The organism is Marinomonas sp. UCMA 3892 (assembly GCF_012726345.1).
In the GTDB taxonomy this organism is placed as follows: domain Bacteria; phylum Pseudomonadota; class Gammaproteobacteria; order Pseudomonadales; family Marinomonadaceae; genus Marinomonas.
The window spans coordinates 24,154-50,599 of the sequence record NZ_PTXN01000012.1; the positions used below are offsets into that span (position 1 = coordinate 24,154).

The window sequence follows — 26,446 nt, forward strand, 5'->3', positions numbered from 1 at the left end:
TACGCTGGCCAATATAATAAGCACCTTGACATTTTTCATCTACAATCAAGTAAAGGCAGAATGGAGCGCCAATGAGAGTGCCACGGAAGGAGAAAGGAAAAGTTTTATTGACCTAGATAAAGCATCAGGATTTGTCGTGCCGATTTTTTGTCAGCATACTTTCATTTAAGAATAAATCGCAACCTACGAAAGCCATTTAGCAATGCGCTCAAAGGAGCTTCTTACAATTGGAGTAAATAAACCCGAGGAAATTAAAGTGCATCTCTTCGAGTTTATTTATTTTTTCACCTGCGGTATTTTTCGCATTAGTGTTTAATCAAACTTCAAAGTATGTTGTTTACGCTTGGCCTTAGTTTCAAGATAAGAACGGTTATGCTGATTCACATGCACCTTGGTCGGAACCAATTCTGCAACATCAATACCGTGCTCTATTAGCTGCTGCGCTTTATCAGGATTATTTGTTAACAAACGGACTTTGGAAACCCCAAGCGCTTGCAACATTTCTGCGGCAATACCGAAATCACGACCATCATCTGGTAGATGCAACATCTCATTGGCTTGATAAGTGTCATAACCTTGGTCTTGCAAAGCATAGGCTTCTAGTTTTGCGTACAGACCAATGCCACGACCCTCTTGACGTAAATAAAGAATGTAGCCACCTTCTTCATTAATTCGATCAATCGCTTCATCAAGCTGCTCGCCACAATCGCAACGGCCAGAACCAAAAACATCACCGGTCAAACACTCTGAATGCAATCGAACTAATGGAATGCTGTTGTCAGCTTTTGCTTTTGTACCTTCGAAAAATATCCCTATATGTTCTTTGCCAGAATCATCTCCATTGAAGGAAATAAATTCCGCCATCACGTCGCCCGCCCTCACGGGAATCATCACTCGACGCTTAATTGTCAAATCACTCATACTACTTCTCTACTAGGGACTTTTTTACTGTAACAAGTATAACGCCCATTAATTTGGTCAAAAGCTAAAATATCAATGCGAAATAAGGAAATAACTCCTAAATCAAATGATCTAGAGGTAAAGATGTGCTCTCTTTTACACTGCGCAACAAAAAGCTCGACTGAACACCGGTAACGCCAGGGATTCGCGTTAACTTCCCTAATAAGAAATCATGGTACTTTTCCATGTCTTCTACTACAACTTCCAATAAGTAATCGCAGTTTTGCCCTGTCACCAGGTTGCAATTCCTGACCTCAGGAAACACATCCACCTGATCTTCAAAAACACTAAAGCGATCTGGAGTATGTCTATCCATGCTGATTTGCAAAAATGCAGTCAATTTTAAGCCCAAGCTCGACTTTTTCAAGATGGTTACTTTACGATCTATAACACCATTTTCTTCAAGTGCTTTCACTCGACGCAAACATGGTGATGCCGATAACCCAACACGATCCGCCAACTCCTGATTTGTCAAGCTAGAATCTTGCTGCAACTCGCGCAAAATATTCAAATCAATTTTATCAAACCCCATAACAGCAACCCCAAATCACCAATTTTATTATTTAATACGCAATATAATGCCATAGAAATTGTTTTTTTCATAAAAAACGCAATCTTTTACTCATATTTTTTGGGTACACTATACATACTGAAAAACAATGAAACACCAAGAAAAAAGCGCCTACTCAAGACGCACTAATAACAACGAGGTTTACCGACCTCCTATTAATAAGGACAAAATCATGTCGTCTTTTGACCATAAAAAGTACACGCCATTCAAGCCAGTCGCTATCACAAACCGCACATGGCCCGATAAAGAAATCACTAAAGCGCCTATTTGGTCTAGTGTTGACCTTCGTGATGGTAATCAGGCGTTAGTTGAGCCTATGACGGTGGAACAAAAGAAACAGTTCTTTGCACTATTAGTGGACGTAGGCTTTAAAGAGATCGAAGTTGGTTTCCCTGCAGCTTCACAGCTAGATTTTGACTTTGTCCGCTGGTTGATTGAAGAAGATCAAGTGCCAGATGATGTTTACATTCAAGTGTTGACTCAAGCGCGTCCAGAATTGATTGAACGTACTTATGAATCTCTTAAAGGTGCCAAGAAAGCCATCGTTCACGTTTACAACTCAACGTCTACAACACAACGTGAGCAAGTATTCCGCATGGACATGGAAGGTATCAAACAAATCGCGGTCAATGGCGCTAAATGCGTAAAAGAACACGCGGCGAAACACCCAGAAACAGAGTGGGTATTCCAATACTCACCAGAAAGCTTTACTGGCACAGAAATCGACTACGCCATTGAAGTTGTCAATGCCGTTACCGATGTGTGGAAACCAACTCCAGACAACAAAATTATTATCAACTTGCCCGCAACCGTAGAAGTTTCTACCCCTAACCGTTATGCAGACCAAATTGAATACTTCTGCCGCAATGTTAAACAGCGCGACAGTATGATTGTAAGCCTACACACGCACAATGACCGTGGCTGTGGTGTGGCGGCAGCAGAATTAGGCGTTATGGCTGGCGCAGACCGTATCGAAGGCACATTGCTTGGTAACGGCGAGCGTACAGGTAATATGGACGTAGTCACTATGGCTATGAACATATACAGCCAAGGTATTGATCCAGAGTTGGCGTTGGGCGATATGGACCGCATCATAAGTGTTGTTCAAGCTTGCACCTTGTTACAAGTTCACCCGCGTCATCCATACGCAGGCGAATTGGTGTTCACCGCCTTCTCTGGCTCTCATCAAGATGCGATTAAGAAATGTTTGGCTAACCAGACAGACGACAAACCTTGGGATGTAGCGTACTTGCCAATAGACCCTCGCGATGTGGGCCGCAGCTACCAAGAAGTCATTCGTGTAAACAGCCAATCAGGTAAAGGCGGTGTCGCTTATACTCTTGAACAAGAATACGGTTTGGCTTTGCCACGCTGGTTACAAGTAGAATTCAGCCCAATCGTGCAACAGTTTGCTGAGAAAGACGGCGGCGTTGTGGATGCTGAATCAATGAAAAGCTTGTTCGAAAGCAGCTTTATGACGGGCTCTACGCCATATAAATTGGGCAAATACGATCTTGCCAAAGACGATGTTGATACCGTTCACGCTGAACTTATTGGCAACAACTCTGGTGTAAAAATTACCGGTAACGGCAATGGTGCGTTGTCTGCTTTCAGCGAAGCTCTAGGCAAGCATTTCAATATGCGTGTTGATATCATCCAATATCAAGAACACGCCTTGACAGTTGGCAGCGACTCACAGGCCATTGCCTATGTTCAAGCTAATATCGACGGTGACCGTTACAACGGTGTCGCTATTGATAACGATATTGTGTCTGCTTCCATCCAGGCTTTATTGGCAACTGTGAATCAAAAAATCATCGCAAACCAAAACTCCGCTGTTGCGTAATCAATAATTCTCTGCGAGTAGAAAGAAACAAAAAAACCGAAAATCACATCGATTTTCGGTTTTTTTTATGTATTTTTTTAGTGTTACTAAGTTTTAATTTTATTCACAGGACGACAATGGGTGGTAAATCACTTTATTTCGACCTGTCGCTTTCGCTTCATATAATGATTGATCTACTCGTTTCAATAGAGCAACTTTATCTTCTAATTTACCTGCATACATAGTCACACCGATACTGGCTGTAATAGGTATTTCAGCACCTTCATACAAAATTGGATGATCGGCAACAATCTTACGATAACGGTCAAATACCTTGAAAACATCATCTTCTTTAACATTATGCAAAATAATACCGAACTCCTCTCCTCCTAGGCGTCCAATAATATCACAGTCTCTTAGAGCTATTTTGATTCGCTTTGACACTTCCACCAAAACAGCATCCCCAGCATCATGCCCAAAAGTGTCATTAACCAGTTTGAATTTATCAAGGTCAAACATGGCTAAGGCCATGGGCACACCATAACGACGAGTAAAAGACATTTCTCGATCTAACATAAGCTCAAAAGAACGACGATTGGCAACACCCGTTAGATGATCGGTTGATGCTAACTGCTCAAGAGCCAGGTTTGAATCAACTAGACGACGTCTCATATCTGCAATACGCTGCATCGCCAACATTTTTGCCGACAGAACTTTTTGACTGATTGGCTTCATAAGATAATCATCGCCGCCGGCTAAAATAGCCCCTTCTATGTCATCGTCTTCTGCGCTAGCACTTAAAAAAATAACTGGCAACCACTCTTGATTTTTTTGCTCTTGTATTTCACGAATAGTCTTTACTGCATCAAAACCATTGATATAAGGCATTTGGACATCCATTAAAATAAGGTCCAAATCCTGAGAATGCTCTAGAAATAGATCTATAGCTTCCTGCCCGTTACTGGCCTCTAGAGTTGTATAACCTAACTTTGACAAGTGAAGCTTCAGCAACAAACGGTCCGTGTTGGTATCATCAACCACTAACACTTTCATTGGCATTACAGCATACCCTGAAGTTTATTTTTCACATTCTGATACATTGATAGAATCTCTTGCAGTTTAGCCTTTAGATCCGGCACATCACCCTGGCGGCTTTCTTGCTCAAGTTGCGCAGCCATTGAAGACATTGTCATTGCACCAACGTTTTGACTTACAGATTTCAAACTATGGGCAAGACGAGAGACTAATACGTAGTCGGCTTCATCTTCTTTGCTCAACATCTTATCAAATGAAACCATGATGTTCTGTGCATCATCAAAAAATGCATCAATCAATAGAGTAAAATCATTACCCAACAATACTTTTAATTCGTTCAAAACAGATTCATCAATGATAACATCTGATTTAACATCAAAAATAGAATTTGTAGACTGATGCTTATTTAATGACTCATCCGGTGATTGATGACCACTTGGTAACCACTCATCTAACATACTTATAAACTCCTTTTGCTTAAAAGGCTTTGGCACTAAGCCATCGCCACCAGCACGAAATACTTCCGCTAGTGTTTCTGGCATAATATCAGCAGTCAATGCAATAATTGGAACGCGACGATTACCACTGTTTTTTTCAGCCTGCCTAATAGCGCGCATAGCTGACATCCCATCCATTACAGGCATGTGTAAATCCATAAAAATAAGGTCTGGCTGATGGGTACCCCACATTTCTACGCCAACTTTACCGTTTTCTGCTGCAATAACATCAAAACCCATTCTAGTTAGAATACCCTGCGCCACGGCTAAGTTAGCTTTCATATCCTCGACAACCAAGATTAGGCCTTTTTTCTCACCATTCAGGTTATCTTTCAGTTCGTCCTCGTCACTAACCTCTGTACAAGGAAGCTGATGACCTAATAAATTAGAAGACAGTGCGGACACCAGACCTTTCTTTAGTGTCAAAGCACTCATTGGCTTAACAATACTCATATTAACGCCAGCGGTAGAAAGCTCATCCTGAGATAATCGTCCTACTGAAGACGTCATTAAAATAATAGGTTGATATAAAGATCCACTCACCTCTCGAATGAGTTTAGATAGCATCAAACCATCTAATTCAGGCATCAAATAATCTAAAACAATAATCTGATATGGCGAATCGTCATTAATTGACTGCTCGATTCGTGATAAAGCATCGACAGGGCTTATTTCTGCATCCGCATAAATATCACAGGACCTAAGCTGGTTTTTAAGGATGGTTAAATTCGTTTCATTATCATCTATAACTAAGGTTTTCTTACCAAGTAATAAATTTTCATCGACTATAGTTTCGATGTAGGACATTGCATGACTTTCTGGCAACGCAAATGTCACGGTAAAAGTAGACCCTACGTTCAGCTTACTTGATAAAGAGATATTACCATTCATCAGGCCTATTAGCTGTTTAGTTATCGCCAGCCCTAAGCCAGTTCCCCCAAACTTGCGAGTCGTTGAACTATCAGCTTGAACAAAGGCTGTAAACAAATGCGGCTGAACCTTATCTGCAATGCCCACTCCAGTATCAGCAACACTGATAGTGATAGAAACCATTCCATGCTTGTCAACAATCCCTTTAACAGAGACCAATACATGACCGATACTGGTAAATTTAATCGCATTACTGATTAAATTGGTTAATATTTGTTTAATACGGAAAACGTCTCCCACCAAAAACCTAGGGCAAACCTCATCATATTCAACCAATAAATCAATGCCTTTTTCGTCAGCTCTCATCATTAGCAAACGAATAACATCATAAATCGCTTTTTCCAGATTAAAATCTACACGTTCAATTGAAATATGCCCGGCTTCTATTTTAGAAAAATCCAATAAATCATTTATCAGACCCAAAAGCCCTTCACCAGATTCTTTTAACACATTTAACTGCGTGGTTTGCTCTGGGTTCAGTTTTGTACCTGAAAGCAATTCAGCCATACCTAACACACCATTCAATGGTGTTCTAATTTCATGACTCATGGTGGCTAAGAAGTCACTTTTCGCTTTGCTGGCTGCAACCGCTTGATCACTCGCATTACGTAACAACACCTCAGTTTCTTTTCGTGAGGTAATGTCCATATTCACACCGACAAGATGTGATGCTTGGCCTTTTTTATTAAATACAATGGCACCATTAGATTTCAAATAACGTACCTGCCCGTCTTTACGTTTAATCCTGAAATCAAAATCTAACTCTTTAGAAATATGTGAAGCATCTTCTTTAGTCGTAAAATACGCACCACTCCTTTCTAAACTAGAAAATACTTCTGCCAATCTATTTTTATCTTCTGTGTAAACACAATCATCCCAAACTTGAAGTGGCGAAGTACGTTCATCCTCAGCAAAACCATAGAGACGGTACATCCAATCATCCCACTGTAAAGTGCTGTCTTGCAGATCAAACTCCCATACACCGATTCCCGCGGCATCAGCAGCAATAGATAACCGTAAATTAGTATCTATCATCTTTTGCTCAACAGCTAAACGCTCCGTCACATCTCGAATATGTGCGATATAACCACCCAAATTACCGTCGGCATTTCGGATAATACTGCCTATCGTTTCAGCATGAAAAATCTTACCTTGCTTGCTCTTATAGCTAACACGATAGCGATTTAATACATCTTTCATATCAGCGTTATATGCTTGCCCTCTTTTAATAAAATCACTTTCTTCGGCATAGAGAACCTGAGTTGTCTGACCCTGCAATTCATCAAGTCTATAGCCAAAAAGTTCTGTAAATGCCGGATTCAGCATTTTAATTTCACGGTTCGCTCCAACATGAATAATCGCTTCAGGCGCATTATCAAAAAGTGATTTGAAAAAAACCTTTTGCTCACGCAATTCATTCTCATATTGAATCTGTACTGTTCTATCCTGAGAGCGTGTCATTTCATTGCCAACCCACTGAGCAAGCAATTTCATCACTTCATAATCATCCTCACCAAAAGGCTGATTCTTCGGGATTGGACTAGAAAAATTAAGCGTTCCCCAGCGCTTACCACTGACATAGATAACAATGCCAATGTAAGCTTCTAACCCAAAGCTCTTATAACAAGGATGCTCTTTAATATCACTAATCGCTGTATGGTAATAAGATGTCGGCAAATCACTACCAAGAGTGTGAACACAATAGGTGTTTCCTAGTTCAAACTGCGCTCCAGGAAGCACTTCTCCATTTGGTGTATGACTGTATTCAACTTGATAAAGGTCACCATCAATTGAACTGATCAGTCCAAAAGGTAAGGTAAATTGATCTACACCCACTTTTAGAATTTTTTGCAGCTTCTCATCTAATGACAAATCTGAGTTAGCCGTCACTTCATGCAAGTTCTTTAACGTCTTCAACGTTCGTTTTTGTGCAGTTGTACCATCATCAATTGATATGGAGCTTCCATCTACATACGACAGCGAAGATAATTGCGCTGAAGATGAGGCCATTAAGGTTGAAAAAAGACCTACTAAAGAATCAATATATTCTTCCAGCAACTCATTATTGAGCAAACAAGGAGTATCGCTTAAGGCAATAAATCGAGCATCATAAATACTTAAAGGCTCGACAATACAACTAGCAATATTGGGTAAATCAGAAAACAAAACGTGTGCGGAAGGTTTGCTTTTTATATCGGAGTATCGGGAGGAAGGAAAAGCATTAAAGCGAGATAGTTTAGCGGAATAATTTTTCTGATGAAGGCCATCGACCTCACCAGAAAAAACGATTGTACCATCTTGAAAAAGCAATCCACTCCAAGACATTCCTAAAAGAGATCTGGCCACCTTTAAAGCAGCTTCTAATTGATCCATCCATTTCCCCTAAACTCGCCACATTGTAAAAGGCATTTAACAACACTCATTAATGTATTGCCCTGCCCGATAGAACATAACAGAAAATCAGGGATCTGCTAACCAAAACCTTCCAAGAAAATTATGGCAGTAACTTATCAATCAGTACACAATCCTTAGTATCATTACGGCTGGCTTTAACCTTATCCAACACCTTTTGTGCAACGTCTTTTTGACGCTCTGAAACATATTTAGAATCAACTGTCTTTTGAACGTTACTCAAGTAAGCATCTAACTTTGGCGTGCAATAATCGTCAAATGCCAAGGCGCTAGTTGAAGTAAGGAATGCAGAAATACCAATCAAGCCAACAGAGAGCGAAGTTTTGAACAACATAATTTTTCCCAATACGATGTTAAGTTAGAAAAAATTAGACCATAGACTAGGGTAAAGTGAAACCTCAAGGTGGATTCGAATCATTCATTTACTTGTTTAAATCACGAACTGACCTAATCATAATGACATTGAGCAAGAGTACCAAGAATACTCTACTCAATGTCATTAACACTTTTTTTGCGTACTATAAGGTTATAACTTGATGGCAGGTTTTCTGCACTAGCGCTGGGTCATGGCTAACAAGTAAAACCGCACAACCCGCTTCACTGGCCAATTCAACCAATAAGGCAGTCACCTCTTTGGCAGTAATAGGATCAAGCCGAGAAGTCGGCTCATCAGCGAATAAAAACACTGGATCCAATAACAAGGCCCGCAATATAGCAAAGCGCTGCAACTCACCACCTGACACCCCCAAACAGTTACGTTCTAGAATGACTTTTGGCAAAGACAAACGATCCATCAAAGGCGCGATACGTGCTCTATCAATGCCATGCAAATTGATCAAGTCATCCAATAACTTGCCAAGGGTGACACTAGCCGAAAAAGCAGATGGCGGATCTTGATACAGTTTCAGCCATTGATACGGTTTAGCCGTTTTATCAAAGCGAGTAATGCTTCCCGACGCTACAGGCAAAAAGTTAAGCAAAGCATCGCCAAGTGACGACTTACCACAGCCACTATCACCAACAACGCCGACCACTTCTCCTTTTTTTATAGAAAAAGACAAGTCATCGAATAAAGTGCGACCGCCACGTTTAACACTGACCTTATCCGCTACTAAGATATTTTCAGCGCTGTCTTTGCGTACCGATGGAGCGATATCTGTCCAAGCACTAGGCTCAGCAGTAATCAATTCTCGCGTGTAATCATCTTTTGGATAATCCAACACCTGACTCGCTTCACCCTGCTCTACCAAACGACCTTCTTTCATTACCAAAAGCAGACCACCCAGCTGTCGAGCCACCGCCACATCATGCGTGATGGTCAATAAACTTCCTAAGGCTGAGCGAGTTTGCAACAAACTCACAATGCCATCACGACGTGATACATCCAGACCTTTGGTTGGCTCATCGGCCAAAATCACATGCGCACCGCCTGCCGTTGCTGCGGCAATAGCAAGACGTTGCGCCATGCCTCCTGACAATTCACCAGGTCGTTTGTGACCATTATCCTCTAAGCCAACATGCTGTAAGTCATTTTCAGCCAATGAAAGCGACTCTTCGTCCGTTTTTTCCCTGACGAACTTATACACCTCCTGCACTTGATCGACGCCTTTCATTAAAGGGTCAAGTGAGTTCCAAGGCTCTTGAGGCAGCATAACCAAATCCCGCCCCCATAAAGCTTTACGCTCGTCGATTGTCATCGTACGACCGAAAACTTCCACGTCACCAGAAACCGTCAAATTTTCTGGTAACAAGCCCATAATGGCTTGTGCTAACAAGCTTTTACCGGATCCAGTTTGACCAAGAATCGTTAATGGCTCACCTTGATGCAACGTTAAAGACATGGGTTCAAGCAAACAGGTTTTATCTGCGTATACGGCCACATTGGTTAATTTCAGCAACACACTCATGCTCGTTTCCCCGCCAATAAATGAAATGCAAACACCATCAAAGCAATCACCACTAAAGGTTGTGCTAATAGCCAAGGCGCATCACTGTAATACGGGAATAACTCAACCGTCATCAAACCCAACTCAGCCAATGGCGGCTGTATGCCAACATAAACAAAACCTAATGACGCCATGGTTAAGATGGCACTTGCACCGCCAAATGCAGCTAAGGTAAAAACTGAAGGTGATATTGCAGGCCAGATGTGCCGTTTAAACTGATACCAACGACCAAAGCCCATCATCGCTGATGATTGTCTAGCTGGGCTCTGAATAACGCCTTGCGTTATGGCTCGTACAACACGGAAATACTCTACCCATTGCACCAACGAAATCGCCAAGTACAACATCAAGAAAGACCCTGGAACAATGGCAGCAAATAGCAAGACAACAACCAAACCAGGTAGAGCGAGTAAAATATTCACCACCACACCCAAGACAGAATCGACTTTTTTACCACCCCAAGCGGCCCAAACTCCGAATGCCGTCCCCACTATGGATGAGGTCAGCATACACATCAAACTGAGCGCAAAAGACAAGCCGACGGCATGAGCCATACGTGTTAACATGCTACGACCATATTGATCGGTACCAAGCCAATGAACCGCCGACGGTGCTTCCATAATCGCATTTAAGTTTTGTTCTGACATACTGTACGGTGAAAAAGAAACACCCAAGACAGAAAACGCCAAAAGGCTCAGTAAAATACCTAAACCAAGCCATTGTGAAGATCTCATTTTCATTGATTTTTCACTCCTCTTGGATCAATCCATAGGCAAATAATATCCACCAGGGTATTGAGCAAAACAAACAATATTCCCATCATCAAAGCAGAGCCTTGAATCACCGGAATATCACGAGCAAAAATCGCATGCGCCAAACCATGGCCAATTCCAGGCCAAGAAAATAGCGACTCAATCATCACAATCCCTTCAATCATACTCACCAGCTGGATGCCGAAAAACGCCACCACAGGTAAGGCAATATTGCGCGCACCATGACGACGAAAGGTTTGCCACAATGACAACCCTTTCACCTGTGAAAACTGATAAAATGCTGACTGAAACGTTTTTTTAGCCGAATCTCTCACCACTCGATTTGAAACCGCAGCTAAACTTAACGCTAAGGTTATGGCCGGAAGCACAAGGTGCGCTGGAGAACCAAAACCCGCCACAGGAAATAAGTTCCAATTCAACGCAAACAGCAAGATAAACAACACTCCGATAACAAACACAGGCATTGAACGAATCACACTCGATAATCCCATCAAGATAGAATCTAACGGATTGCCACGCCACGCACTTAATAACCCCAAAGGCACAGCGATTAAAACCGATACGATCAAGCCAGCGAAAGCCAGTAATAATGAATGCCCAAGCATGTGCTGTACTGTATCAATCACAGGCAAACCACTAACCAAAGAGTCACCTAGTTTTAGCTGCATAAGGTCAGTCAACCAATGCCAATAAGCAGTTAATGCACTTTGATCCAATTTGAGTTCTTCACGAACGAGAGCAGCTGCTTGAGAATCCACATTATCTTGACCATAACGACTGGCCGCAATTCGGTAGGCCATGTCACCGGGCAAGGATCGCATCAAAATAAAGGTCAGCGTTCCGACGCCCCAGATCACCGTAATCAACTGCAGCAATCTTTTAAAAAGCATTACCTTCATAGATTTACGAACTCCATTTCATTCAAGAAATAACTGCGCTCAAATGGGTCAAAACGGAAACCTTTAATTCGCTTATTGACGGCCGTTTGCTGCACATAAGATGACACAGGAATGACAGGACGCTCGTTATAAATTATTTGAGCACTGCGCTGAGCAATTTCTTTGTACTTTACTGGGTCAGAGGTTTGCTCTAGCTCTAATAAATCAGCGCTTAATTCTTTATTGTTCCAATTCATTGCGCCCCAATCACCACCGCCATCAGAGCCATAATCGGACAACATCACACCAAGTGGATCGGCAATAAAACCATAGTTTCTCGCCATCAAAGCAGCTTCCAACGATCCATCCTGATGGCCCATTGGAATTGCACTAGAATTGGTTACTTCTACATTGGTCTTTACACCAATTTTTTCCCACTGGGCTTGAATTGACGTGGCAACCGTTGTCAACTCAGGTCGATCTGCATAAGTAATCAGTGTTAACTCAAACAGCTCGCCATTTCTTTCTAAATAGCCCTGTGCATTTTTCTTCCAGCCCAATTCAGCCAATAGTGAATCAGGCATTCCGGCGGAGGCTTCCGTTTCATCAGAAACATCATCTAAATACCAGTTCGTCATCGAAGCAGGTAAAATCTGCTCAGCTTCAGAGCCTGGAATGTGCAAAACACCTTTAGCAATGCCCTTTCTATCAATGGCTAAGCTCAGTGCTTTACGCGCTCGCACATCCTCTAAAAAACGATGGCCGCTGTTTAGCTTCAAAACAATGGTTCTTGGAATTGGGTTGGAATGTACCGTTAGAATATCCATTTTTTCAAGAGACGCTAAACTGGCTGGGTCCAAGCCAAACACGATATCAGCTTGACCGCTTTTCGCCTGAAGAACACGACTTTCTGCACGATGACCCGTTAGATAGCTGGCATATTGGATACTGGCTTTTTTCCCCCAGTAATCATCAAATCGTTCAACAACTAGCTTATGGGGTGGCTCAAACTGAAACACCTTGTAAGGACCTGTACCTGCCAAGGTAACAACTTCACCATTATCGTCATAAGCCGCTGGCGATAAAATGCCATTCGCGTAATTCGCTAAAACGGCACCCAATGGCGTAAATGGACGAGTCAAAGTAATAATGACCGTGTGATTATCTTTAGCATAGATTTTTTCAATTGGCGCTTTACGTAACGCGCCATGTTTAGACTTAGCAATCTCCAAGCTATTAACAACGGCATCTGCGTCCATCGCAGCGCCATCGTGGAAACGTACGTCATCGCGTAGATTAAACGTCCAAATTTTTGCATCATCACTAACTTTCCAATCTTTAGCCAAAGCTGGAATTAGTAAGCCCTTTTCATCTACGTCCAAAAGGGTTTCTAAGACCTGCATTCGGCTAAAAACAAAGCCATTTTTAGAAGGTGATAGACTGGTAAACTCAAATGCACCACTGATTGAAACGGTATTTGATGACGTTGGGCCCGAGCAGGCAGACAAAGCCAATGCACCACTAACAAGAGAGACGCAAAAAAGCATTCGCTTTAAAAAAGGCATTACTTTCATATCCATATTTTCCATAACAACAAAATAAAAAAGTTATGATATAACATATTAAACAATTCTGACAATCATTTGAGAACAACTTGCATCAAAGTCTAAAATTTAATCAGAACTGATATAAGTAACTCATCTGATTGATGTACAAATCAAAAAAAACCAGCTCAACAGAAATTGAACTGGTTATAACAAACTTATTACCTAAGACCTTTTGATTATTAAGCAGAAGTAAACTTATATCTATTTTTTGAAAACGCGTTTTCTCACACCTTCTAATCGTTTAAGGATTGCATCAAGACGCTCTGGTTTTACCATAAACTCTTGGAAACCTTTCATGCCTTCTTGAGCCATGCTTGGATCAGTATCACGATCATAGAACTGAGCGGTACCAGCAGCACTGTTTAACATTGCTACACCTTTATTCAAGAAAAAGTCATCCGGAGCTTTCGCTTTAATATTAGGTGGAATCTGTAACAAGACAGCATTTAGCATAGTTTGATTATCGGCACGTGCCATGAACTCCAAGAATTTCCGTGCATCAACTTTGTTTTTTGCTTTTGCTGGAATATGAACTGTTTCCATTGGTGCATCTTCGGCAATGGGAATGGCTGGATCAATGGTAGGAAATTGGAAGAAGCCCATCTTACCGTCAAGTTCTTTAGGGAAGTTTGGCACAATAAAGTTACCAATCAAGTACATGGCTGCTTGGCCGTTGTACATAAATGGCTGCGCTTCTTGCCAAGAATAAGAAGCATGGTTTTCTAGGAAATAACCTTTATCAATAAGTTCTTTCCAATGCTCAAACGTCTTACGAACCCGAGGATCTGTATAAGGAATTTTACCGTCCATCAAATCGATATGAAAATCCAAACCATTGGTACGCAAATTCAAGTAATCAAACCAACCCGCTGCTGTCCATAAATACTTAGTGCCTATTGTAATAGGAGTAACATCATTGGCTTTTAGCTTCGCGTTGACAGCAAGAAATTCGTCCCACGTTTTAGGTTCAGACAAACCTAACTTGTCAAAGATATCTTTACGGTAATAAATTCCCCATTGATAATAACTGTAGGGAATGCCCCATTGCTTATTGTTCAATGTAGAAGCGGCAGTCGCTGCAGGCATAATTTCTTTCAAACCGAGTTTTTGCCAAATATCACTAACATCTTCAAACAAATCACGGTCAACAAAGCTTTTCATACGATTGCCTGAATACCAGAAAACAATGTCTGGTGGCGTAGTGGAAAGCCAATTACGAATAGCCGTTTTATAACCTTCTTTGTCATACAGGTTGTATTTCACTGTAATGTCAGGATTTTCACTTTCGAACTTCTGCACCATTTCAGTGAACGCTTTCTTTGGCGCTGGATCTGCCTGATCAGAGTTAATCACCAAGGTACCAGCATTAGCAATAGAGACAGCACCTAATGCCATTGCCCCTACTAATAAGGATTGTATTTTTTTCATGTAAATAAGCCCTCTTCTTGTTTTTATTAATTGGAACCAAGTTTCAGTATTGACCAAACAAAAAAAATTAATCAATAAACGAAACAAAGTTCCATTTAAATAGCTATTTTACTATTTATTGTTTTTCCAAATGGCGACATCTGCTGCACCTAAAGACTTAGAACCAATGACAAGCTCTGCATCTTGTGGCTCAAAAACAACCGTATTTAAGCTGTAATTAAATACAAAAATTACATTGCCTCGCTCTCTCACTCGAACGCCTTTTGGCAAATAGCAAGTCGATAATCCCGCCACCCCAGACAGCTTAGCTAAGCTGGCTTTTAACAGAGTATTATCAATACAAGAGCCAAGATAATAGTGACGGCCTTCTCCCATTAACACTGGATTACCACCATCATCTTTTAACAAACAAGGTAATTGCGTCTTAATTTGTTCATGCCAATGCTTCAAGCTACCCGCGCCCCAACGGCCAGAAACAGCTGGCTGAGTATGCTCAGGCAAGGCATCAACACGCTCCACCGTTAAAGGAAGCAAACTTGCCAATGGACCAGGGGCAAGGTTCTCTGGGATTTGATAGGTTTCTGTTTTACTACCTGTTCTTGGCCCTGCAAGCAAAACACCTTGATAAGCATTCAAACGCTCTTGCAACTCTGGAGTAATATGTGCCTGAGCAGGTAAAACCAACAATTCATAGGTATCCAATGACCCAGAGCTTGGAATAATGTCAACGGATAAGCCAAGCTCACGAATGGCCTCATACATTCGGTAACACCAGAAAAAGTAGCGATATGCACGGGACTGAGGCTGAATATCTAAAGACCAACAAGCGTCATAATCAAACATCAATGCGACTTTTCCAGCACTTGGCAGGGACATTAACTCATCTGCATCAAGGCCAATTGATTCAGCCAAGACTTTCACCTCTTGCGCCACTAAGGTCGCTTCTTTTGCCGCTTCAGCTTCTTGCGCATCAGGACGCAACAAGCCAGCATGCATTTGCTCTTGACCAAATGGCGCCTGACGCCAGCGGAAATACGACACCAGTTCAGCGCCATGGGAAAAAGCTTCCCATGTCCATAAACGTACTGCGCCCTCTGCTGGTGTTGGGTTATGAGGCGCCCAATTCACCGGACCTGGCTGCTGCTCCATAATCCACAAACGACCATTACCACAGCCACGATACAAATCATGATGAAATGCACCCGCATCCGGATGACCGACTCGCAAATAAGTATGTTTTTCCTCTTCAGTATAAAGAGGCTCTTTATCTAAAGACCCCAATGGATAACTGTCCCAGCTCGCCACATCAAGATCTTGACCGACTTTATGATGATCAAATGCTGTAAAGAACCCCATGTAGTTATGCACTAAATCGCGATCTGCAGAATGCTCACGCAAAATATCCACTTGCAGCTTATTGAAAGCAACCACTTGATCTGAACAACAACGTTGAAAATCTAAACGATGGGAAGGATTGGCTTCGGTCACGGTTAAATTCGGCAATTCGATTTCATCGAAAGAGCGATAATCCATACTCCAGAACACGTTGCCCCAGGCTTTATTTAACGCTTCTACCGTGTCGTATTTTTCTGCCAACCAAAGACGAAACGCAGCAAGATCAGCTTCGGCATAACTTAAAATAGTGTCATGGCAGCCGTATTCATTGTCTGTCTGCCAAGACGCCACGGCGGGGTGCTGACCATAACGCTCTGCCATTAATGTCACCATGCGACGACATTCTTCTCTATATTCCAAACTCGCAAAAGTATAATGACGACGAGAGCCAAAACCTCGTACTCGCCCCGCTTCATCTTTTGCCAACATAGACGGATGACGATCAACCAACCATTTTGGTGGTGTCGCGGTTGGCGTACCTAAAATGACTTTTAAACCCTGAGAATGCAAAATATCTAGCGACTCATCCAGCCACTCCCAATGCAGTTCACCCGGAGTTGGCTCAATCGTACTCCAGCTAAACTCGCCAACTCGAACATACTGAATACCAATGCGTCGCATATGTTGAGCATCTTCAACCCAACGACTTTTTGGCCAATGTTCTGGGTAATAACACACACCTAATTTCATTTTAAGCTCCTGCAAATGACTGGCTTGGCGCGCCAGTAATATTTATTGTTGCTAAATCGATCGCAACGACGTGACCTGCAAGCGGCTGCTTAGCCAAGTCGTCTTCACTGGTCGCCACGCTGGCGGATGTAATAAATAGAGTGTTGCCATCAGGGCCACCAAACACGCAGCTTGTTGGCTTAGAAAAAGGTAATTCAATTGTCTGCAGCACTTCGCCTTCAGGGTTGTATCGCACAACACGAGCCCCATCCCAATTGGCGTTCCAAATACAGCCTTCCGAATCAATACAAGAGCCATCGGCTCCGATGCCTTCTTTCACCTCAAAAAATGGTTTTTGGCTACGGATGTCATAAAATTCTGGGTACGGAAAAATATGCACTTTTCTTGTCATGGAATCGCCAAAATAAAAGCGGCCACGAGACTCGTCCCATGCCAAAGTATTGGAAATACCAACCCTTTCCAGCATCAATGTCTTTTTGCCTTCCGGCGTAATCTTCCATAACCGACCCGACGCTTTCTCTTCTGCATCATCCATAGTGCCAAGCCACAACACACCGTTTGGATCACATTTAGCATCGTTACTACGATTACCAGGAATATCGGTGTCCAAATCACACAAGTGCTCTAATTCACCTGTTGCTTTATCCAGATAGGCGACAGAGTCTGCCAAAGCCACTAATAAACGATCGCTTTGAGTAGTGAATACCGCGGATACTTTTTTGGGCAAAGTCCAATGTTGGTATTCATTAGATGCCTGATGCCAACACCATACTTGGCAAGCTGGAATATCTACCCAGTACAAAGCTTGTTCTTGTTGACTCCAAAATGGCCCTTCGGCTAATTGGTGACGTTGCGTACTAATTTGTTTCATTGTTTTTATTCTCCAACTTGTCTTGTCTATTTACAGAGAGCTATTTTTGATAGGTCTTCCAAGCCGTCATAAAGGCTTCAGCATTCGCTTTCGTCGTTTCTACAGATTGGCCTTTTTTATATAAAGCCGAACCTAAACCAAAGCCACGAGCACCAACATTCAAATAATCAGCGACATTATTTGGCGTCACACCACCAACAGGACACAGCCAAGTCTCAGCGGGAATCACCGCACCCAAGGCTTTAACCACATTGATCGTAGGCAAAGCTTCAGCAGGAAACAGTTTCACCGCATCTGCACCAGCGTGTAATGCTGCAAACGCTTCACTAGCGGTAAAAAAACCTGGCATAGCGTATAAACCAGCTACTTTGGCAGCTTTAATCAGCTCGACATCCGTATGTGGGCAAACCATTAATTTTGCGCCTGTGGCAACCAATTCGGTCAATTGCGTCATGGTCAAAACCGTACCAGCGCCAATCAATACTTGCTCTCCAAACTTATCCTGAAGAGAACGAATACTAGTAAAAGCATCAGGCGAATTAAGCGGCACTTCGAGTAAGCGAAAGCCCGCAGCAATTAACACTTGAGCATGCTCAATTACTTCATCAGGTTTAATACCACGAAGAATGGCAACCATCGGAAACTCTTGCATCAATGCATTAAAAGAATGTTTCATGTTATTACGCTCCTATTGTCGAATTGTTTTCCGACCTAACCTGACGATTCGCCAAGCGCTTTAAACCACGAATACTGGCTTCGCTAGCTGCTAAAAATTCAGAAGTAAGATCTCGCGAAGACAAAGCCAGAGCATAACGAGCACTAAGCGTTTCACTACCTATAATAAATACTGGGGCTGTTGGCGTATCGATAGATGACAAAATGTCATTCACATCATGACCAATCACCACGCCAGACAAGTAATCTCGCACTTCTTCTGCAGCTAACTCACCACCCACAAAACGACTACGAGCACTGAATAAATGATGCAAAATACCGCCCGCTTGCTGGCTCGCCAAAACGCCTTTTTTAAAGGCCGCTTCATTCAGCAGATCCGACTTAGGTAAGCCTTTTACCAAACTAGATTCATCATTCAAACGCGCAAAAAGCTCGCCTGTAATTGAAGTAGAAAACCGCGTCACCTTGCCTTCAGTGATTTGCGCCCATTTACAGTGGGTTCCCGGCAAGCAAAATACGGGGGATTCATCGGCACGACCTTGCTCTTCTAACCAATCAAGCGCACCCAATAATTGCGTTTCTTCGCCACGCATAACATCAAGCAAACCTCCGACACTCGTACCTCGTAAGCCCGGCACAATCGCCACCTTATTTGGTAACGACGTGCTCAGCCAAAAAAGATGCTCAGACAAATCGTCTAACTTGATAGGACATTGTTGGTAAGGTACTTCTTGCCAACCACCACGACTGCCAACCATTCCAGCCATATAAATAGGTAGATCTGGTGTGAGCCAATCTCCCAACAAATCAGATAAGACACTTTCAAATTCAGCAGAACCGAGCTTTAACATACCTCGGTCACTGTCGCGCTGGGCTTGAATACAACCATCATGATTCATCAAAAAGACACGTAAATTGGTGGTTCCCCAATCAACGGCAATAAAGCGGGAACGCCTATCATTCATTATATTCTCCATCGCAATTTTCCGATTCAGGCTCGGCTTGAATCGCTAGCAATACTAGAGATTCAGGGTCAAATATAGGTAATCTGAGTCCAACCTGACTCAAACTCGCACCGTTTAAAATAAGGTCTTTTTTCCACCATTCAGGTAAGGCTTTCATTAAATGGCCTGGCAATGGGCTATGCTCCAAAACGTTCACTCGATAGAGCTGATCTGGTAATAAGTTAGGTAGGCGAACAGGTAGAGTTTGCGCCTGCTTTGGCATAGCCAATTGACTATAAACGGCCAAACCTTGTAGTCGGTCTTGACTCAATGCCCACTGGGTTTGTGCCCGACCGTCAGCGCTTGGCAAACGCCAATTCTTACCTTCATGCAACAGTGCTCTATGACGCTTGTAATGAGACAACCAGTTCGAAATCGTCGCTTTTTGCTCGTCATTGGCGTCTAACAAATTCCATTCAATACCTAAATGACTAAGCATGGCTGTGCCTGCTCGGAATGCTACGTCATGAATACGGCTTGTAGTGTGGCTCTTATCAGGACCAATGTGAGAACCCATCACTTCAGGCGGTAAGAAGTAGCTAAAGCCACGTTGGATAGTTTGACGCTCTAACGCATCATTACAGTCAGATGCCCAAAAACGTTTAGTGAAATTCAAAATACCAAAATCCACTCGCGCACCACCAGACGAACAACTTTCAATTTCCATAGCAGGAAACGCTTGATTGAGCTCGCTCAACAATCGATACAAAGCTTCAACTTGAGCATGAGCTTGCGGTGCAATATCACCACTTGGCTGAGAATAATCTCGATTCATATCCCATTTCACATAATCGATGGGATATTCTGTGAAGAGTGAAAATAAACGCTCGCGGATATATTGATAGGCTTCCGACTTCGCTAAATTCAGAACCAATTGATTACGCGCGAGAGCGGGTTCGTATTGGGGAAGTTGTAAAGCCCAATCAGGATGAGCACGGAATAAATCGGAATCTGGGTTAACCATTTCAGGTTCAAACCACAAACCAAACTCCATACCCAGTTCCTCTTTGACATAGCTGATCAAAGGCATTAATCCATCTGGATATTTGCTTTCATCAACAAACCAATCCCCTAACGCGGCTTTGTCATTGTTGCGACCGCGAAACCATCCATCGTCCAAAATATAACGTTCAACCCCAACGTCAGCGGCGGCTTTAGCCAGCGCTTTTAGTTTGGTCATATCATGATCGAAATAAAAAGCTTCCCACGTATTCAAATGCACTGGACGAGGCTTAGATAATTGCAAACGAGCTCGTGCTTCTTGATGGAACTGCTGGCTCATGGCATTTAGCCCAGTGCTACTGTGTGCCGCCAAAAATTCAGGCGTCGAAATAGACTCATTGGCAGCGAGGATAATTTCACCAGATAAATACAAGACTTCCGCTTGTAAATAACGATGACCTTCCGCGGTGTAATCGGCTTTTAATCTGTGATTACCGCTCCACGCAAAATGCGCGCCGACAAGCTCGCCTTGTTGTTCACCAAAGCCTTGTTCACCGACAATCACCGCAGGAAAGTTGGCCTGAGAATTACGGCCGTTGCGGTTTTCTTGCAACCAGGTGGCATGCCAATCACTGCGCTCTTGTTGAAACTCTTGGCACCAACGACCATAAAAACCCATTCGCTCAGTAAAACTCGCAGCAACAGGCAAGGTACAGGCCAAGCGCTGCACCATTACATCACCCTGTCCTTGGTTAGTTAAGGTCAGTTGTTGGCGTAAGACGCCAGATGGTAATAAACCAATCGTCAGCGACACCGACAATTGAGCCACTTTATCTTCCAAGCGAATCTTAAAGCCGCTTTCTAGCGCTTCCACATAAAGCAAGCTCCAACAGGCAGCCCAAGTTGGGCGATCTTCTGCACTGGCCTCCACGGCTGGCGTTTGCAGCCAACCGCGCCCTGCTTCAGGAAGTAAAGACATAGGAACAGGCTTGTCCATCATGGCTTGTGGAATGGCGGCTTGTTGCGACATATACACCGCACTTAAATCCGTCTGCGCTGGTAGTGCATCACCAAAGTAGAGCAACTCTGGCGAGCCTTGTTTTGGGCAAGCAATCACCAAGGTCTTGCTTTGGTCTTTTGAGTCTTGTCTATAAAACCCTATGTTCAATCCATTTTTCATCGTCTTATCCCTTCGTCGCACCCAAGGTTAAGCCAGCAATAAAGTGACGCTGCATGGCGAAGCACAAGATGACAGGTGGTAATGCGGCGACAATTGAACCCGCAGCAATAAGTTGCCAAGACGCCATCCACTGACCTTTTAGAGCACTAATCCCTGCTGTGATCGGGCGCACTTCATCACTCTGCACCAGCACCAGCGCCCAGAAGTAATCATTCCAAATAAAAGTAAAAATCAGCACAGACAAGGCGGCCAAAGCGGGACGAACTAATGGTAAAACCACATGCCAAAATATTTGCCATTCGCTCACCCCTTCCACCCGCGCCGCTTCAATTAATTCATCGGGTAAACCGACGATAAAGTTGCGCATAAACAAGGTACAAAATCCTGTTTGAAAAGCGATATGGAAAAGAATCAAACCAGACGCCGTGTCATACAGCCCCATACTAATAGTGAGATCGCGCACTGGAATCATCAGGATTTGAAAAGGTACAAAATTACCTGCTATGAAAGCGGCAAAAAGCGCCACATTGCCACGAAATTTAAACTTAGCTAAGGCGTAACCGGCCAACGTCGATAAGGCAACCGCGCCAAATACCGCAGGCAAGGTAATAACAAGGGAATTGATTAGATAGCGCAGCATGGGCGTTTGCGTAAACACCATGGCGTAGTTTTCGAACAACATCCACTCAGTCGGAATTCCCCAATAATTACCGCCATTAATATCTGCCATTGAACGAGCAGATGTCATCATGACGGCAATCAAAGGCAATAACCAAAGTAACAAAGCGATCCAAACAGCCACGCGGTAGCTTAAATTAAAAGGTAACGATCTTTTTTCTATAGGAGTTGGAAACATTAGGCTTTCTCACTCTTCAGCATACGCCATAAGAAATAGGCGATATAAATATCCATTATCAAGAACAATACAGTCGCAATCGCTGCACCGTATCCAGCACGATAGTTAAAGATGGATTGTTCATACATGAAGTAAGCTAGAACACTAGAAGTCCCAAATGGCCCACCACTGGTCATGGTGGCAACCAGGTCGAAACTTCGTAACGCACCAATCACGGTTACCACGATGGCGATAAAAGTGGCTGGGCGTAATTGAGGCAAAATGACATGGCGTAACATCTTCCAGCCGTGAGCACCGTCTAAGCGAGCCGCTTCGATTTGATCTGGATTGAGATTATTCAAGCCTGTCAGGTACAAGATCATGCAGTAGGCAATTTGCGGCCAAAGGCCCGCCACAATAATCCCAAAGGTCACCCAGTTTTCATCAGATAAAACCGCCACCGGTTCCATTCCAAATAAACCTATGGCCTTATTGAAGAGACCAAAAGACGGGTCATAAAACCAAGAGAAAACCAAGCCAACAACAACTTGAGAAATAACGAAAGGAAAGAAAAACATGGATTTAACTAAACGTATGCCCATGATTTTTTGATTAAGAAACAGTGCAATTCCCAGTCCAATGGGCGGGGCCAGCATAAAGAAAACCATCCAATACAGATTGTTTTTTAACGCTACCCAAAACTGATAATCATCAAAGAGTTCGACATAATTACTAAAGCCTACGAAGGTTTTTTCACCAATCCCATCCCATTCATAAAAGCTCAGCCAGATACTTTGCAGAATAGGAAAGATAACGTAGACCACAAACAAAATGACTGCTGGCGCTAAGAACAAAACCGGCATCCATTGCTGTTGCTTGCTATGCAACTTTTGCATGGCGCACTTACCTCTTATTTTTATTAGTTTATAAATTGCTCTACTTGTTATCTAAGTTTATGGCCTGATAACTCGCCCAACAAAATAATGGAATAAAGTTCCATTTTTTGCAATACTCAAATTAGAACATTTTTCAGCCCTACTTTTTGGGGGCAAAATCAACCTTAAAAAATTATAAAAACCGAGATTAAGGAAAAGGAATAATGGCCGAGCAAGATTCCAAAAGCGGAGGCTCATCATTAGACAAAGCACTTAGCCTGCTGCAAGAAGTTTGCATGACACCTGTGCCATTACGCTTTGCAGAATTGGTTGAAAAGACAGACTTGCCGAAAGCCACAGCGCATCGCACCCTGAACTCGTTAACAGACAAAGGTTTGGTTCGTTTCGATGAAGCCACTCAGCTGTATCACCCTGGATATGGTTTACTGGAACTTGCTCACCAAGCTTGGTCAAAAATCGATGTGCGTGATATTGCCGCCGATCAAATGAAACGGTTATGGGATGAAACCGGCGAAACCATCCATCTTGCCGTTCTTGATCGCGGTGATGTGATTTACATCGATAAACTCGAAAGCCAAAAAAGTTTGCGTTTGTTTTCAGCCGTGGGCAAAAAAGGCCCCGCTTATTGCACTGGCGTGGGAAAAGCCATGATGGCCTTTCTCAGTGAAGATCAGCTGGCGGCCGCCATTAAAGAACAACGCTTTATCCAGCACACAGACACCACACTGATTAACGAAGACATGTTAAGGGACAATCTTAAAATAATTCGTGACAGCAAAATCTCACTGGATTTAGAAGAGCATGAAGAAGGCATTCAATGTGCCGCTTCTGTGATACTAAACCACCGAAATGAACCTATTGCCGCGCTCAGTATTACCGCACCTAAGTTTCGCGTAGACGAGGCGCGCTTCCAACACTTTCAAGCATTGGTCAAAGATGCCTGTCAGAAAATATCCACTCGAATGGGGGCCATGGCCTCTAACTAGCATAGGAAAGTCCATTATGGCGACGATAAAACTAACAAACGTCATCAAACGGTTTCATGACATTGAGACAATTCATGGCGTCAATTTAGATCTTCAAGACGGTGAATTTGTGGTCTTTGTAGGTCCTTCTGGTTGCGGCAAATCCACCCTACTACGCTTAATTGCCGGTCTAGAAGAAATCACAGATGGTAAGCTAGAAATCAATGGCACTAACATGAACGACGTAGCCCCCGCTGACCGCGGAGTCGCTATGGTATTTCAATCCTATGCGCTGTACCCACATATGACGGTGGAAGAGAATATGAGTTTTGGCTTACGCATGAACGGGGTTGATCCAGAGAAGATCAAAGCGCAAGTCAGCAATGCGGCGAATATTCTTCAATTGAATGAATTGCTGGACCGCAAACCTAAACAACTCTCAGGCGGCCAGCGTCAGCGTGTGGCGATTGGACGTGCCATCGTACGTCAGCCAGAAGTATTCCTATTTGATGAACCCCTTTCTAACTTAGATGCCGAACTGCGTGTCGACATGCGTATTCAAATTGCACAGCTGCATAATCGTTTAAAAGCCACCATGATTTATGTAACACATGATCAGGTAGAAGCCATGACCTTGGCCGATAAAATCGTGGTATTACGGGCTGGCAATGTTGAACAAGTTGGTTCACCACTAGAGCTCTATCACAACCCAGCTAACGAATTTGTCGCTGGTTTCATCGGCTCACCCAAAATGAACTTCTTGGAAGGCAAAGTTATCAGTATTGATAATAAAGATCTGGCCGTTATCGATGTATATGGTCAACGTATTGAACTAGAAGTCGATGGCACCAAAGTATCCGTAAACGAGACAGTCAAACTCGGCATTCGACCAGAACACATCAAAGAAAACACAGAAGATGCTGACCTAACGATTGATCTAGAGATTGACGTAGCGGAACACCTTGGTGGCCTCACCTACCTTTATGGCCAATTCCAAGGCAGCAAGTTAACGATAGAAGTCAGTGGCGCAAATCTAACCCGTAATGGCGAAAAGGTTACCGTTGGCATCAAAAAAGAAGATTGCTATTTATTTAATGGCAACGAGGAAGCCTTGATAAGTCGCCCCGTACCTGCCCGTTAAATAGAGCCAAGAACGAAACAGCTTATATGGATGTAAGCTGTTTCGTTTGAATCTCGCGATTTACATTTACGTCCTGTGCAAAATAATGCAGCAAGCTGTCCAAGAAAACGCGCACCGCGGGAGTCATACTTTTTCGATACGAATAAACGGCTTGGACAATACTGACATTGGTCGTCCAACTAGGTAAAACGTGTAATAAGTTTCCTTTCGCTAGATCGTCACTGGCTACTATTTCTGGTATCAGCCCCACTCCAACACCTTGAACAGCCGACTTCAGTTGCAGCCAGCGATTTAAACACACTAACCTAGGATGATGCGGCACCGAACACACGGCACCATCAGGACCAAGTAGCTCCCATTGATAAAGTGTACCATCTTGCCTGCCTGCCATTTCTGTCAAAGTCGGCATTTTGGTTAGTTGGCTTGGGTGTGTTGGCATTCCATATTCTTTAATAAAATCAGGACTTGCCACCAAAATCATTTTGCTCGTTGCCAATTTTTTTGAAACGATACCCGCCTCTTGGGCTAAATCGCCACGAGTACGCAACACAATATCCACTCGCTCTTCTAGAATTTGAACCTCCCTATCGGTCACATCCAAATGAACAGAGACCTGAGGGAAACTTTTCATAAACTCTGGCAGAAAAAATGTGAAATGGTGCTGAGCTAATAGCACAGGACAACTGACACGCACGACACCGGAAGGAACCGATTGCAATAAAGCCACAGACTCGTATGCAGACTGCCCTTCAGCCACCATATTAATGGCGCCTTCATACAATTGCACACCGGCATCCGTTAGAGAAAATTGTCGACTATTACGGTGTATCAATTGAATACCTAAGCGCTCTTCCAATTGAGCAACTCGTCGACTCAACAGAGATTTGGTAATACCTGACACTCGCTCGGCAGCCGTGTAACCGCCATGTTCAGCGGTCAGATAAAAATAGTAGATATCGTTAAAGTCCATAGCTCAGTTAACAATCCAGT

General features: G+C 43.1%; 21 protein-coding genes. 3 read left to right on the forward strand and 18 right to left on the reverse strand.

The annotated features are described in order from the left end of the window. Nucleotides 1-312 precede the first annotated feature (312 nt). Nucleotides 313-921 carry a GTP cyclohydrolase II gene (gene ribA / locus B6N13_RS16470; RefSeq protein ID WP_012069727.1) on the reverse strand — a complete coding sequence of 203 codons (609 nt, stop codon included), beginning with the start codon at nt 919-921 and terminating at the stop codon, nt 313-315. Between the two features lie 97 nt (nt 922-1,018). Beyond that, nucleotides 1,019-1,492: an Lrp/AsnC family transcriptional regulator gene (locus B6N13_RS16475; protein ID WP_012069726.1), complete on the reverse strand. Its 474-nt coding sequence runs from the start codon at nt 1,490-1,492 to the stop codon at nt 1,019-1,021. A gap of 211 nt (nt 1,493-1,703) precedes the next feature. On the opposite strand from B6N13_RS16475, the gene leuA reads away from it, so the two are divergent. Beyond that, nucleotides 1,704-3,377, forward strand: coding sequence for a 2-isopropylmalate synthase (gene leuA / locus B6N13_RS16480; protein WP_169459996.1), 1,674 nt, complete (start codon nt 1,704-1,706; stop codon nt 3,375-3,377). A 99-nt stretch (nt 3,378-3,476) separates the two neighbouring features. Here leuA and B6N13_RS16485 read toward each other — a convergent pair whose 3' ends face one another. From B6N13_RS16485 to B6N13_RS16555, 15 genes are all read right to left on the reverse strand, one after another. Continuing rightward, nucleotides 3,477-4,415: a diguanylate cyclase gene (locus tag B6N13_RS16485; RefSeq protein WP_169459997.1), complete on the reverse strand. Its 939-nt coding sequence runs from the start codon at nt 4,413-4,415 to the stop codon at nt 3,477-3,479. After that, a complete protein-coding gene (locus B6N13_RS16490) occupies nt 4,415-8,191 on the reverse strand; it encodes a response regulator (protein WP_169459998.1) in 3,777 nt (1,258 codons plus the stop codon). The genes B6N13_RS16485 and B6N13_RS16490 overlap by 1 nt, the downstream gene beginning before the upstream one ends. Nucleotides 8,192-8,312: 121 nt before the next feature. Further along, the gene (locus B6N13_RS16495) at nt 8,313-8,564 is read right to left on the reverse strand and encodes a hypothetical protein (protein WP_157035964.1); all 252 of its coding nucleotides are present in this window, start codon (nt 8,562-8,564) and stop codon (nt 8,313-8,315) included. A 184-nt stretch (nt 8,565-8,748) separates the two neighbouring features. Further along, nucleotides 8,749-10,137 (reverse strand): ATP-binding cassette domain-containing protein, encoded by a 1,389-nt coding sequence (locus tag B6N13_RS16500; protein WP_169459999.1) that lies wholly within the window; start codon nt 10,135-10,137, stop codon nt 8,749-8,751. After that, on the reverse strand, nt 10,134-10,916 hold the full coding sequence (locus B6N13_RS16505; RefSeq protein ID WP_169460000.1) for an ABC transporter permease: 783 nt from the start codon (nt 10,914-10,916) through the stop codon (nt 10,134-10,136). Before B6N13_RS16505 ends, B6N13_RS16500 begins: the two co-directional genes overlap by 4 nt. Then, nucleotides 10,913-11,848 carry an ABC transporter permease gene (locus B6N13_RS16510; RefSeq protein ID WP_169460001.1) on the reverse strand — a complete coding sequence of 312 codons (936 nt, stop codon included), beginning with the start codon at nt 11,846-11,848 and terminating at the stop codon, nt 10,913-10,915. Before B6N13_RS16510 ends, B6N13_RS16505 begins: the two co-directional genes overlap by 4 nt. Then, nucleotides 11,845-13,401: an ABC transporter substrate-binding protein gene (locus tag B6N13_RS16515; protein WP_248280367.1), complete on the reverse strand. Its 1,557-nt coding sequence runs from the start codon at nt 13,399-13,401 to the stop codon at nt 11,845-11,847. Before B6N13_RS16515 ends, B6N13_RS16510 begins: the two co-directional genes overlap by 4 nt. Nucleotides 13,402-13,635: 234 nt before the next feature. After that, entirely contained in the window at nt 13,636-14,862 is a 1,227-nt protein-coding gene (locus B6N13_RS16520) for an extracellular solute-binding protein (protein ID WP_169460003.1), read from the reverse strand. A 111-nt stretch (nt 14,863-14,973) separates the two neighbouring features. Beyond that, nucleotides 14,974-16,947, reverse strand: coding sequence for a beta-galactosidase (locus B6N13_RS16525; protein WP_169460004.1), 1,974 nt, complete (start codon nt 16,945-16,947; stop codon nt 14,974-14,976). A gap of 1 nt (nt 16,948) precedes the next feature. After that, complete coding sequence (locus B6N13_RS16530) at nt 16,949-17,818, reverse strand: SMP-30/gluconolactonase/LRE family protein (RefSeq protein ID WP_169460005.1); 870 nt, start codon at nt 17,816-17,818, stop codon at nt 16,949-16,951. Between the two features lie 40 nt (nt 17,819-17,858). Then, a complete protein-coding gene (locus tag B6N13_RS16535; protein WP_169460006.1) occupies nt 17,859-18,494 on the reverse strand; it encodes a 2-dehydro-3-deoxy-6-phosphogalactonate aldolase in 636 nt (211 codons plus the stop codon). A gap of 4 nt (nt 18,495-18,498) precedes the next feature. Beyond that, nucleotides 18,499-19,458: a 2-dehydro-3-deoxygalactonokinase gene (locus B6N13_RS16540; protein WP_169460007.1), complete on the reverse strand. Its 960-nt coding sequence runs from the start codon at nt 19,456-19,458 to the stop codon at nt 18,499-18,501. Then, nucleotides 19,451-21,619: an alpha-galactosidase gene (locus B6N13_RS16545; protein ID WP_169460008.1), complete on the reverse strand. Its 2,169-nt coding sequence runs from the start codon at nt 21,617-21,619 to the stop codon at nt 19,451-19,453. The genes B6N13_RS16540 and B6N13_RS16545 overlap by 8 nt, the downstream gene beginning before the upstream one ends. Before the next feature lie 4 nt (nt 21,620-21,623). After that, entirely contained in the window at nt 21,624-22,475 is an 852-nt protein-coding gene (locus tag B6N13_RS16550; RefSeq protein ID WP_169460009.1) for a carbohydrate ABC transporter permease, read from the reverse strand. After that, nucleotides 22,475-23,350 carry a sugar ABC transporter permease gene (locus tag B6N13_RS16555; RefSeq protein ID WP_169460010.1) on the reverse strand — a complete coding sequence of 292 codons (876 nt, stop codon included), beginning with the start codon at nt 23,348-23,350 and terminating at the stop codon, nt 22,475-22,477. The genes B6N13_RS16550 and B6N13_RS16555 overlap by 1 nt, the downstream gene beginning before the upstream one ends. Before the next feature lie 203 nt (nt 23,351-23,553). Here B6N13_RS16555 and B6N13_RS16560 point away from each other — a divergent pair, with 203 nt between their 5' ends. Together B6N13_RS16560 and ugpC are read left to right on the forward strand one after the other, a co-directional pair. Beyond that, nucleotides 23,554-24,336, forward strand: a complete 783-nt coding sequence (locus B6N13_RS16560) for an IclR family transcriptional regulator (RefSeq protein WP_169460011.1) — start codon at nt 23,554-23,556, stop codon at nt 24,334-24,336. Between the two features lie 16 nt (nt 24,337-24,352). Then, nucleotides 24,353-25,456 carry a sn-glycerol-3-phosphate ABC transporter ATP-binding protein UgpC gene (gene ugpC, locus B6N13_RS16565; RefSeq protein WP_169460012.1) on the forward strand — a complete coding sequence of 368 codons (1,104 nt, stop codon included), beginning with the start codon at nt 24,353-24,355 and terminating at the stop codon, nt 25,454-25,456. A 22-nt stretch (nt 25,457-25,478) separates the two neighbouring features. Here the strand turns inward: ugpC and B6N13_RS16570 are convergent, their stop codons facing one another. Further along, the gene (locus B6N13_RS16570) at nt 25,479-26,426 is read right to left on the reverse strand and encodes a LysR substrate-binding domain-containing protein (RefSeq protein WP_169460013.1); all 948 of its coding nucleotides are present in this window, start codon (nt 26,424-26,426) and stop codon (nt 25,479-25,481) included. Nucleotides 26,427-26,446: the final 20 nt, after the last annotated feature.

What these genes read in the sequence shown, in the direction of transcription:
- ribA (WP_012069727.1), bottom strand. Translation starts at nt 921, where the DNA reads ATGAGTGATTTGACAATTAAGCGTCGAGTGATGATTCCCGTGAGGGCG.
- B6N13_RS16495 (WP_157035964.1), bottom strand. Translation starts at nt 8,564, where the DNA reads ATGTTGTTCAAAACTTCGCTCTCTGTTGGCTTGATTGGTATTTCTGCA.
- B6N13_RS16570 (WP_169460013.1), bottom strand. Translation starts at nt 26,426, where the DNA reads ATGGACTTTAACGATATCTACTATTTTTATCTGACCGCTGAACATGGC.
- ugpC (WP_169460012.1), top strand. Translation starts at nt 24,353, where the DNA reads ATGGCGACGATAAAACTAACAAACGTCATCAAACGGTTTCATGACATT.
- B6N13_RS16475 (WP_012069726.1), bottom strand. Translation starts at nt 1,492, where the DNA reads ATGGGGTTTGATAAAATTGATTTGAATATTTTGCGCGAGTTGCAGCAA.
- B6N13_RS16560 (WP_169460011.1), top strand. Translation starts at nt 23,554, where the DNA reads ATGGCCGAGCAAGATTCCAAAAGCGGAGGCTCATCATTAGACAAAGCA.
- leuA (WP_169459996.1), top strand. Translation starts at nt 1,704, where the DNA reads ATGTCGTCTTTTGACCATAAAAAGTACACGCCATTCAAGCCAGTCGCT.
- B6N13_RS16505 (WP_169460000.1), bottom strand. Translation starts at nt 10,916, where the DNA reads ATGAAAATGAGATCTTCACAATGGCTTGGTTTAGGTATTTTACTGAGC.
- B6N13_RS16530 (WP_169460005.1), bottom strand. Translation starts at nt 17,818, where the DNA reads ATGAAACAAATTAGTACGCAACGTCACCAATTAGCCGAAGGGCCATTT.
- B6N13_RS16490 (WP_169459998.1), bottom strand. Translation starts at nt 8,191, where the DNA reads ATGGATCAATTAGAAGCTGCTTTAAAGGTGGCCAGATCTCTTTTAGGA.
- B6N13_RS16485 (WP_169459997.1), bottom strand. Translation starts at nt 4,415, where the DNA reads ATGCCAATGAAAGTGTTAGTGGTTGATGATACCAACACGGACCGTTTG.
- B6N13_RS16555 (WP_169460010.1), bottom strand. Translation starts at nt 23,350, where the DNA reads ATGCAAAAGTTGCATAGCAAGCAACAGCAATGGATGCCGGTTTTGTTC.
- B6N13_RS16550 (WP_169460009.1), bottom strand. Translation starts at nt 22,475, where the DNA reads ATGTTTCCAACTCCTATAGAAAAAAGATCGTTACCTTTTAATTTAAGC.
- B6N13_RS16515 (WP_248280367.1), bottom strand. Translation starts at nt 13,401, where the DNA reads ATGAAAGTAATGCCTTTTTTAAAGCGAATGCTTTTTTGCGTCTCTCTT.
- B6N13_RS16540 (WP_169460007.1), bottom strand. Translation starts at nt 19,458, where the DNA reads ATGAATGATAGGCGTTCCCGCTTTATTGCCGTTGATTGGGGAACCACC.
- B6N13_RS16525 (WP_169460004.1), bottom strand. Translation starts at nt 16,947, where the DNA reads ATGAAATTAGGTGTGTGTTATTACCCAGAACATTGGCCAAAAAGTCGT.
- B6N13_RS16500 (WP_169459999.1), bottom strand. Translation starts at nt 10,137, where the DNA reads ATGAGTGTGTTGCTGAAATTAACCAATGTGGCCGTATACGCAGATAAA.
- B6N13_RS16520 (WP_169460003.1), bottom strand. Translation starts at nt 14,862, where the DNA reads ATGAAAAAAATACAATCCTTATTAGTAGGGGCAATGGCATTAGGTGCT.
- B6N13_RS16545 (WP_169460008.1), bottom strand. Translation starts at nt 21,619, where the DNA reads ATGAAAAATGGATTGAACATAGGGTTTTATAGACAAGACTCAAAAGAC.
- B6N13_RS16535 (WP_169460006.1), bottom strand. Translation starts at nt 18,494, where the DNA reads ATGAAACATTCTTTTAATGCATTGATGCAAGAGTTTCCGATGGTTGCC.
- B6N13_RS16510 (WP_169460001.1), bottom strand. Translation starts at nt 11,848, where the DNA reads ATGAAGGTAATGCTTTTTAAAAGATTGCTGCAGTTGATTACGGTGATC.